The following is a 10022-nucleotide window of genomic DNA, read 5'->3' as shown; positions in this document are numbered from 1 at the left end:
CCTAAAGGGCCGTCGAAGACTACGACGTTGATAGGTTGGGTGTGTAAGCGCTGTGAGGCGTTGAGCTAACCAATACTAATTGCCCGTGAGGCTTGACCATATAACACCCAAGCAATTTGCGTTCTTGATTGCAAGAACAGACAAGTTGCGGTGTGTGAAGACGATACAAACCGAAAGTTTGCATAACACACAAATCTATTACATACCCATTCGCTGGAACGTTGACCGTAAGGTAAACGCGCTGGCTACCGAATTTCTTGACGACCATAGAGCATTGGAACCACCTGATCCCATCCCGAACTCAGAAGTGAAACGATGCATCGCCGATGGTAGTGTGGGGTTTCCCCATGTGAGAGTAGGTCATCGTCAAGATTAAATTCCAAACCCCCTGTCTGCTCACGCAGACAGGGGGTTTGTTTTTGTGCCGAGAAAAGTTGCAGCCCGCGACACGCTGCAACAACTCTTCCGCTGCTACAGTCGCCGAATGCGCAAGGCAACAGGTGGCACAGGGCTTCTCTTGCGCAAGACTTACTGTCTATCGCAGCCTTCGGTAGCGACTGCAGGGCCGGACCGGTCTTGCAATACTCCACCAATGCTCCCGGGCAATGATAAGGTTCGCCTTTGGATTTGCTCTCTCCTAAGGATGCCGTCATGCCGGTTGCTACGTCCCTCAATGCGGGTTTTATGGTGGTTCACGGTAACCGCCTTGATGAGTTGCGCAGCCTGGTTGTGAGCTGGATGCGCCGCTACCCTCTGGCTCCTTTGGAGAACGAAATTGCTTTGGTGCAGAGCAACGGTATCGCCCAATGGCTGAAGCTGGCTCTGGCGGAAGATGCCCGGGACGATGACCTTGGCGGCTGTGGTATTGCCGCCGCGGTAGACGTGCAGTTGCCCGGCAGTTTCATGTGGCAACTTTATAGAGTCGTCCTGGGCAGTGAACAAATCCCTGCAACGTCCCTGCTCGATAAGGCCCCGCTGACCTGGCGCCTGATGCGCTTGCTCCCGGCGCTTATCGATCAGCCGCACTTCGAACCCTTGCAGCGCTTCCTTACCCATGACAGCGATCTGCGCAAACGCTATCAGCTGTCAGAGCGGCTGGCTGACCTGTTCGACCAATATCAGGTTTACCGGGCCGACTGGCTGGAAGATTGGGCCGCAGGCCGCCATCAATTGCGCAACGCCCGGGGTGAAAGTCCGGCCCTGAGCCCGGCTAACTGCTGGCAGGCCGAACTCTGGCGTGCGTTATTGCTCGATGTGGGTGAGGAGGGCATGTCCCAGAGTCGGGCCGGTGTTCACCAGCGCTTCATGGATAAGATCAACAGCCTTGAGCAAGCGCCGCCCGGTTTACCGGCCAGGGTGATTGTATTCGGGATTTCTTCACTGCCCGCCCAGGCGCTCGAAGCCCTGGCCGGACTTTCCCGTTTCAGCCAGGTGCTGCTGTGTGTACACAACCCTTGTCGCCATCACTGGTCTGACATCGTTGCGGATAAAGACCTGCTGCGTCACCAGTACAAACGTCAGGCGCGCAAAGCGGGAATGCCTGCAGCCCTGGACCTGGATATCCTGCATCAACACGCCCACCCGTTGCTTGCTGCCTGGGGCAAACAAGGGCGTGACTACATCAATTTGCTCGACAGCTACGATGACCCCAATAGTTATCGCGCTGCTTTTCGTGATGGTCGTATCGACCTGTTCAGTGAGGTGCAACCACTGAACCAGCTGAACCAGTTGCAGGATGACATCCTCGAACTGCGCCCCCTCAGCGAAACCCGCGAGTTATGGCCCGCCGTCGATTTGGATCAGGATCAATCAATCCGCTTCCAGGTTGCCCACAGTGCGCAGCGCGAGGTCGAGATCCTTCACGACCAGTTGCTCGCCCGATTCGCAAAATATCCTCAGTTGCAGCCGCGGGATGTGATCGTGATGGTGCCGGATATCGACAGCTACGCGCCCCATATCCGTGCGGTATTTGGCCAGATCGAGCGAGACGACCGCCGGTTCATCCCCTACACCCTGGCCGACCAGGGCCAGCGTGGCCGTGATCCGCTGCTGATCGCCATCGAGCATCTGCTCAAGCTGCCGGACAGCCGTTTTCCCGTCAGTGAAATTCTCGACTTGCTGGATGTTCCGGCCCTGCGCGCCCGCTTCAACGTACAAGAGCGCGACTTGCCGACCCTGCATCGCTGGATTGAAGGTGCGGGGATTCGTTGGGGACTGAATGCAGAGCAACGGGCCGGCCTCGGTTTGCCGGCTCATCTGGAACAAAACAGTTGGCGCTTTGGCCTGCGCCGCATGTTGCTCGGTTATGCCGTCGGTAGCGCCGAAGCCTGCGATGGAATTGAGCCTTATGATGAAATTGGCGGTCTCGATGCGGTACTGATCGGCCCCCTCGTGGCATTGCTGGACGCACTGGAAATTGCCCACCAAGAGCTGTCTCGACCGGCTTTGCCGGGGCAATGGGGCGAGCGCCTGCAGGCATTGGTGCAACTGTTTTTCCAGGCAGAAACCGAACATGACGATTACCTGCTGGCCCAGCTCGAAGAGCTTCGCGAAACCTGGCTCGAAACCTGTGAGCTGGTCGGTCTGCAAGACGAGTTACCGCTAACCGTAGTACGTGAAGCCTGGTTGGCCGGGCTTGATCAAGGCAAGCTGTCGCAGCGCTTTTTGGCCGGGGCGGTGAATTTTTGCACCCTGATGCCGATGCGGGCCATTCCGTTCAAGCTGGTATGCCTGTTGGGCATGAACGATGGCGACTACCCGCGTGCGCAACCACCGCTTGATTTCGACCTGATGGGCAGTGACTACCGCCCGGGTGACAGATCCCGCCGGGAAGATGACCGCTACCTGCTGCTCGAAGCGCTGCTTTCTGCACGGGATCAGCTCTATATCAGCTGGGTCGGGCGCAGTATTCGCGACAACAGCGAGCGTCCTGCCTGCGTATTGATCGGGCAACTGCGCGACCACCTGGCCAGCGGCTGGCAACTGGTGGGCGGGGGCGACTTGCTGCAAGCCATGACCCAGGAACATCCGCTTCAACCCTTCAGTACCCGCTACTTCCATGAAGGTAATTCCAACCTGTTCAGCTATGCCCGGGAATGGCAGCGTTTGCACGAGCCCCAACCGGCACCTGTTGCGCCGGGCATCCTGACCGCGCACGAACAAGAAGAACCTTTGAACCTGACCCAACTGCAGGACTTCTTGCGTAATCCTGTACGGCACTTCTTTAGCCAACGTTTGAAAGTGTTCTTTGAGGCGGCCGAAGTGCCTCTGGCAGATGAGGAACCCTTCGTACTCGACGCGTTACAGCGCTACACCCTGAGCGACAGCTTGCTCGAAGCCGCATTGGCGCAGCCAGACCAGCCTGAACAGGCCTTGCATACCCGGGCCCTGCGTTTACAGGGCAGCGGTCTGCTGCCCATGGCCGGTTTTGGCGAGAGTCTGCAGCAAGAACTGATAGAGCCACTTCCAGATGTACTACAGCGCTATCAGCAATTACTTGCCCTTTGGCCTACGCCGCTCAATAGCGCGCTTCCCGTCAGCTTTGAGTCAAACGGCCTGACTCTGGAAGGCTGGCTGAGCAATCTGCATCAACGCAGTGACAAGGGCCTACTGTCCGTCACTACTATTCCTAACAGTATTGGCGCGATCAAAACCCGTAAATGGCATCGCTTGACCCGGCCCTGGGTCAACCACCTGGTCGCTTGCGCCAGTGGCCTGGACATGTCCACTGCGTTGGTAGCCAGCGATGACACCTTGCTGCTCGCGCCTCTGGAGGCCAAGCACGCCAGTGAAATTCTTGGCAACTTGCTGATGGCCTGGAAAGTCGGCATGGGCCGCCCGTTACCCATTGCAGTCAAAACAGCCTTCGCCTGGCTGGCCCAGACCGATCCGGCCAAAGCCGATGCCGCGGCGCAAAAAGCCTACGAAGGCGACGGCCAGACCAGCGATGGCGAGCGTCGCGAAAGTGCCGCACTCGCACGCCAGTTCCCTGATTACCCGGCCCTGATGGCCAGTGAAGAATTTGCAGAGTGGTGCGATGCCCTCTATCGACCACTCTTTGATGCGCCATGGCGTTCATTGAACAGCGAGGCGTCCCGCTAATGAACGAGCAAAAAACACCTCTGGCCCTGGCCTTTCCCCTGCGCGGCAGTCAACTGATCGAGGCCAGCGCGGGCACCGGCAAAACCTTCACCATCTCGGCACTCTATTTGCGTTTGATTCTGGGGCATGGCGCCGGGGAGTCGGGCTTCGGCCGCGAGTTGCTACCCCCGCAAATCCTGGTGGTGACCTTCACCGATGCCGCGACCAAAGAGCTGCGTGACCGTATCCGCACCCGACTCGCTGAAGCCGCGCGGTTCTTCCGTGACGAGATCGAAGCCCCGGACGCCCTGGTTGCACAACTGCGGGACCAGTTCGCGCCCGGGCAATGGGCCGCCTGTGCCGGGCGCCTCGATATCGCAGCACAGTGGATGGACGAAGCTGCCGTTTCGACCATCCACAGTTGGTGCCAGCGGATGCTGCGTGAACATGCCTTCGACAGTGGCAGCCTGTTTACCCAGACCCTGGAAACCGACCACAGCGATTTGCTCGGCGAAGTATTGCGCGATTACTGGCGACTGTTTTGTTACCCCATGCATGGCGATGCCTTGAACTGGGTGCGCGCCAACTGGAGTGGCCCGGCCGCCTTGTTACCGCGGGTTCGAGCCTTGTTCGGCAGCTCAAGGGCGCCTGAAAATGTGGAGCAAACACCGGCCTCGATGATCGAAGCCTGTTTGCTGGAACGTCGCCAGGCCCTTGCACAGCTGAAAACCCCCTGGTTGCAATGGGCCCAGCAGCTGCGTGAAATCTGCCTGCAGGCCGTGGCCGCCAAAGCGGTGGACGGCAGGAAAATGCAGGCCCGTTATTTTGAACCCTGGTTTGAAAAACTCAGTGCCTGGGCGGCTGACGAATCTCTGGAGCAGCTGGATCTGGGCACAGGTTTCACCCGCCTGACCCCCGATGGCTTCGCAGAAGCCTGGAAAGGCGAGCCCCCGCAGCATCCAGCGCTGGACGCCATGCACGGCCTGAAAGCCGCGCTTGATGCCTTGCCGACGCCGGATGCCGCAGTTCTTGAACACGCCGCTTATTGGGTGAGCAAACGTTTTGAAGAAGAAAAGCGTCGGCGTGCCGAGATGGGCTTTGACGACATGCTGCTGCGGCTCGACGCGGCGTTGCAGGCCGACGGCGGCGAGCGTCTGGCGACCCTGATTCGCGAGCAGTTTCCGGTGGCCCTGATTGACGAGTTCCAGGACACCGACCCGGTGCAGTACCGCATCTTCGAGACCATCTACCGTATCGAAGACAACAGTCCCGATACCGGCCTGTTCCTGATCGGCGACCCGAAACAGGCGATCTATGCCTTTCGCGGCGCCGACATCTACACCTATTTGCGTGCCCGTCACGCCACCAGTGGCCGACTGCATACCCTTGATACCAACTTCCGCTCCAGCCATGTAATGGTCGAAGCGGTGAACCACGTATTTGCCCGGGCCGAGCAGCGGGACAGCGGGCGGGGGGCATTTTTGTTCCGCGAAGGTCCGGAGAATCCGGTGCCCTTTGTGTCGGTCAAATCCCAGGGCCGTAAAGAAGTCCTGCAACTGGATGGCCAGCCCGCCACTGCATTGACCCTTTGGCAACTGCCCTCCGAGCAGCCGCTGTCAGGTGTCATTTATCGTCAGCAACTGGCAGCGGCCTGTGCCAGCCAAATTGTTGAGTTGCTCAATGGCGGTCAGCAAGGTCGGTGCGGTTTTGCCCAGCCGGGCAAAGCCCTGCGCGGTGTATTGCCGGCAGACATTGCCATTCTGGTGCGTGACGGTAAGGAAGCTCAGGCGGTCAGACGTGAATTGTCGACACGGGGCGTACGCAGCGTTTACCTGTCTGATAAGGATTCGGTCTACGCCGCCCAGGAAGCCCACGATGTACTGGCCTGGCTCAAAGCCTGTGCCGAGCCGGACGTTGAACGCCCGCTGCGGGCCGCCCTGGCCTGCATCACCCTCGACCTGCCGCTGATTGAACTCGAACGTCTGAATCAGGACGAACTGGCCTGGGAATCCCGGGTCATGCAATTCCGGGGCTACCGCGAGATCTGGCGCAAGCAGGGTGTGCTGGCCATGTTGCGCCGACTGCTGCATGACTTCCAATTGCCTCAGGCGCTGATTGCCCGTGTCGATGGCGAACGGATATTGACCAACGTCCTGCACCTGTCCGAACTGCTGCAGCAGGCCGCCACCGAACTGGATGGCGAACAGGCGCTGATCCGGCATCTGGCCGAGCACCTGGCGCTATCCGGGCAGGCCGGGGAAGAGCAAATCCTGCGCCTTGAAAGTGACGAGCAACTGGTCAAAGTGGTGACCATTCACAAGTCCAAAGGCCTGGAATACCCCTTGGTATTCCTGCCGTTTATTTGCTCCACCAAACCTGTGGATGGCAGCCGTTTGCCGCTGCATTATCACGATGATGCGGGCAACCCGCGGGTGAGTTTAAAGGCCACGCCAGAGCTGATAACCCAGGCCGATGACGAGCGTCTGGCCGAAGACCTGCGCCTGCTCTATGTGGCCCTGACCCGGGCCCAGCATGCTTGCTGGCTGGGGGTGGCCGACCTCAAGCGCGGTAACAACAATCGTTCGGTGCTGCATCTTTCAGCACTGGGCTATTTGCTCGGAGGGGGTGCGCTGCTGGCCGAGTCCGCAGGATTGCAGGGTTGGCTGACTGACTTGCAACAAGACTGCGTGGCGATCCGTTACTTGCCCGTGCCGATGGCCAGCGAGGCGAAATTTTATCCACCGCTCAATCAGGCGACCCTGCTCAAGCCGCTGCTACCGGCACGTCGGGCAGCGGAAAACTGGTGGATCGCGTCCTACAGTGCCTTGCGCATTGGTGACAGCCTCAGCCCCGCCGAAGCCCCTGAAAGCGCCCTGGCGCAAAAACTCTCGGACGATGAGCGGCTTGATCCGGATGCGCCGCGTGAAGTGCTGCTCAGTGGCGGCGACATTCACCGGTTTCCCCGCGGGCCCAATCCCGGAACCTTCCTCCATGGTCTGCTCGAATGGGCGGGCAGCGAAGGCTTCAAGGCAGACCCGCAGGCCATCCAGGATGCCGTGGCCCGGCGTTGCAACCGTCGTGGCTGGCAAGGCTGGATCGAGACCCTGAGCGACTGGTTGCAGCATCTGCAAGATGAGCCGCTGCGCCTCAATAACGGTCAGCCGGCAGTGGTCCTCAGCGAGCTGAGCCAGTATCAGATCGAAATGGAATTCTGGTTTGCCAGCCACAAGGTTGATGTCCTGCAACTGGACAGGCTGGTACGCCAGCACACCCATGGCGGTGCCGCACGTGCGGCAGCGGAACCGAGCCTGCTCAATGGCATGTTCAAAGGCTTTATTGACCTGACGTTTGAACACCAGGGGCGTTACTACGTGGCGGACTACAAATCCAACTGGCTGGGTGCCGACGACTCGGCCTACACCGAGCAAGCGATGACGGCCTCCATTCTGGATAACCGCTACGACCTGCAATACGTGTTGTACCTGCTGGCCCTGCATCGCCAGCTAAAGGCCAGGTTGGCCGATTACGACTATGACCGGCATATGGGCGGCGCGCTCTACCTGTTCTTGCGCGGTACCCGGTCCCAGGGGCAGGGCGTGTTCTTCACCCGTCCGCCCAGACTATTGATCGAAAGCCTGGACCTGATGTTCCAGGGCAAACCTGCGGCACAACAGGCAGAGCCGGCGTGGGAACAGGGAGTGTTGTTATGAGTCGTTCATTTGCCGAGCTGTTGCCTACCCCGCTGACGGCCGAGAGCCTGGCCCGGTTGCAACCCTTGCACCGGGCCGAGGATTTGCTGCTATTGCTGGAGCGCTGGGTGGAGCGCGGCTGGCTGCGCGCTCTGGATAAAGCCTTTGTCGCATTTCTGCATGAGCGCGACCCCCATGGCGATCCATTGGTGCTGCTGGCGGCGGCGTTGACCAGCCACCAGCTGGGGCACGGGCACGTCTGCCTGGACCTGTTTGAAACCCTGAAAGAGCCCGATTTCGCGCTGTCCCTGCCGCCTGAGGGGGATGTGCAGACCGGAGCCATGTTGCTGCCCTCACAATTACTCGAAGCGCTGGATGGCGACGCCTGGTGCAAGGCTTTGCAAGCCAGCCCGCTGGTAGAGCATGCCGGCCAGTCGCTGGCCGATGCCGCAAGCCGGCCATTGGTGCTGAGTGACCGGCGTCTGTATCTGCGTCGTTACTGGGCGTATGAGCGGCGCATCGACAGCGCATTGCGCCAACGGCTGGCAGCCACTCAAGCGACCTCTGCGGATTTGCCTGCGCGCCTCGACAGCCTGTTCGGCAGCCCCGCCGCGAATGCGCCGATTGACTGGCAGAAGCTGGCCTGCGCCCTGGCCACCCGGGGCGCGTTCAGCATTGTCACCGGCGGTCCCGGTACGGGTAAAACCACCACGGTGGTACGTTTGCTGGCACTGCTTCAAGCCCCGGCCGTTGAAGCGGGGACCCCGTTGCGGATCCGTCTTGCCGCGCCGACCGGCAAGGCAGCGGCACGCTTGACCGAGTCCATCAGTCTGCAAGTCAAGTCACTGGAAGTGGACGACAAGGTCCGGCAAAAAATCCCCAGTGATGTGACCACCGTTCACCGCCTGCTTGGCAGTCGCCCCGGCACCCGGCACTTCCGCCATCACGCGGGCAACCGTTTGCCGCTGGACGTGCTGGTGGTTGACGAGGCCTCGATGATCGACCTGGAAATGATGGCCAACCTGCTCGATGCACTGCCCGCCCATGCCCGGCTGGTGCTGCTGGGGGACAAGGACCAGCTGGCGTCGGTTGAAGCCGGTGCCGTGCTGGGGGATTTGTGTCGCGATGCCGAAGCGGGTTGGTACACCCCGCAAACCCGGGAGTGGCTGGAGCACGTCAGCGGCGAAAGCCTGGCCGCCAGTGAATTGCAGCAAGATCTCGACGGTTCTCATCCGTTAGCCCAGCAAGTGGTCATGCTCCGCCATTCGCGGCGCTTTGGCGAAGGCAGCGGCATCGGCCAGCTCTCGCGTCTGGTCAATCGTCAGCAATCCGATGCTGCGCGGGCGCTATTGGCGGCCGGCAGCCATGCCGACCTTTTTGCCCTGTCCCTCAAGGGTGAACAGGACCGTGCCTTTGAGCGCCTGGCGCTGGAAGGGCGAGGGGCGCAGGCCAAAGGCTATCGACACTATCTCGAGGTGTTGCGCGAGCAGCGCCCGGCAGCCGAGGCGGGGCTTGAAGACCCCTGCTGGGGCGCGTGGGCCGGCAAGGTGCTGGAGGCGTTCGAAGCGTTTCAAGTACTGTGTGCGGTGCGCAAAGGTCCCTGGGGTGTCGAAGGTCTGAATGAGCGCATCACCCGTGCCCTGTTCGGCCACAAGCTGATTGACAGCGACCAGCACTGGTACGAAGGTCGCCCGGTGCTGATGACCCGCAATGATTACGGCCTGGGGTTGATGAACGGCGATATCGGCATTGCTCTCAAACTCCCTGAGCGTGACGGACTGACACCAAAGTACGTGTTGCGCGTGGCTTTCGCTCGCAACGACGGGCAGGGCGGCATTCGCTTTGTGCTGCCAAGCCGCCTCAATGATGTGGAAACGGTGTACGCCATGACCGTGCACAAATCCCAGGGCTCGGAGTTCTCCCACACCGCGCTGGTGCTGCCGGAAGCGCTGAACCCGGTATTGACCAAGGAGCTGATTTACACCGGTATCACCCGGGCCAAACACTGGTTCAGCCTGGTCGAACCGCGTGCCGGTGTCTTCGAAGAAGCGGTACAGCGCAAGGTTAAGCGCTTGAGCGGCTTGATGCTGGGGCTGAAGTAGCCATGGTCCCCTGCTTATGGCCCTGGCCGCAACTTGCGGCAGAACCTCGGGGCATGAGTCCTGCGCAAACCGTTGCGGGCCGGGCATAATGTGACGCGCATCACGTTTTGATGCGCGCCGTGCTATCGTTGCGACATCACTCACCTAATGA

Annotated in this window: 3 protein-coding genes and 2 rRNA genes; all 5 read left to right on the top strand. The window is 60.4% G+C overall.

The genetic code is table 11. The annotated features are described in order from the left end of the window. A 23S ribosomal RNA gene (locus WG29040_RS21405) occupies nt 1-100 on the top strand; the annotation flags it as partial. A gap of 156 nt (nt 101-256) precedes the next feature. Next, nucleotides 257-372: ribosomal RNA gene (gene rrf / locus WG29040_RS21400) — 5S ribosomal RNA — on the top strand. A gap of 279 nt (nt 373-651) precedes the next feature. Then, complete coding sequence (recC, locus tag WG29040_RS21395; protein WP_127196853.1) at nt 652-4101, top strand: exodeoxyribonuclease V subunit gamma; 3450 nt, start codon at nt 652-654, stop codon at nt 4099-4101. Then, nucleotides 4101-7790: an exodeoxyribonuclease V subunit beta gene (gene recB, locus WG29040_RS21390; RefSeq protein WP_127196852.1), complete on the top strand. Its 3690-nt coding sequence runs from the start codon at nt 4101-4103 to the stop codon at nt 7788-7790. Before recC ends, recB begins: the two co-directional genes overlap by 1 nt. Then, complete coding sequence (gene recD, locus WG29040_RS21385; RefSeq protein ID WP_127196851.1) at nt 7787-9871, top strand: exodeoxyribonuclease V subunit alpha; 2085 nt, start codon at nt 7787-7789, stop codon at nt 9869-9871. Before recB ends, recD begins: the two co-directional genes overlap by 4 nt. Nucleotides 9872-10022: the final 151 nt, after the last annotated feature.

The sequence above is a fragment of the Pseudomonas sp. PAMC 29040 genome, assembly GCF_003994535.1.
Taxonomy (GTDB): domain Bacteria; phylum Pseudomonadota; class Gammaproteobacteria; order Pseudomonadales; family Pseudomonadaceae; genus Aquipseudomonas; species Aquipseudomonas paraversuta.
This window is presented reverse-complemented; position numbering and strand designations above follow the sequence as displayed.

Bases quoted from the DNA above. Each gene is read 5' to 3' on its own strand.
- recD (WP_127196851.1), top strand. From the start codon at position 7,787: ATGAGTCGTTCATTTGCCGAGCTGTTGCCTACCCCGCTGACGGCCGAG.
- recC (WP_127196853.1), top strand. From the start codon at position 652: ATGCCGGTTGCTACGTCCCTCAATGCGGGTTTTATGGTGGTTCACGGT.
- recB (WP_127196852.1), top strand. From the start codon at position 4,101: ATGAACGAGCAAAAAACACCTCTGGCCCTGGCCTTTCCCCTGCGCGGC.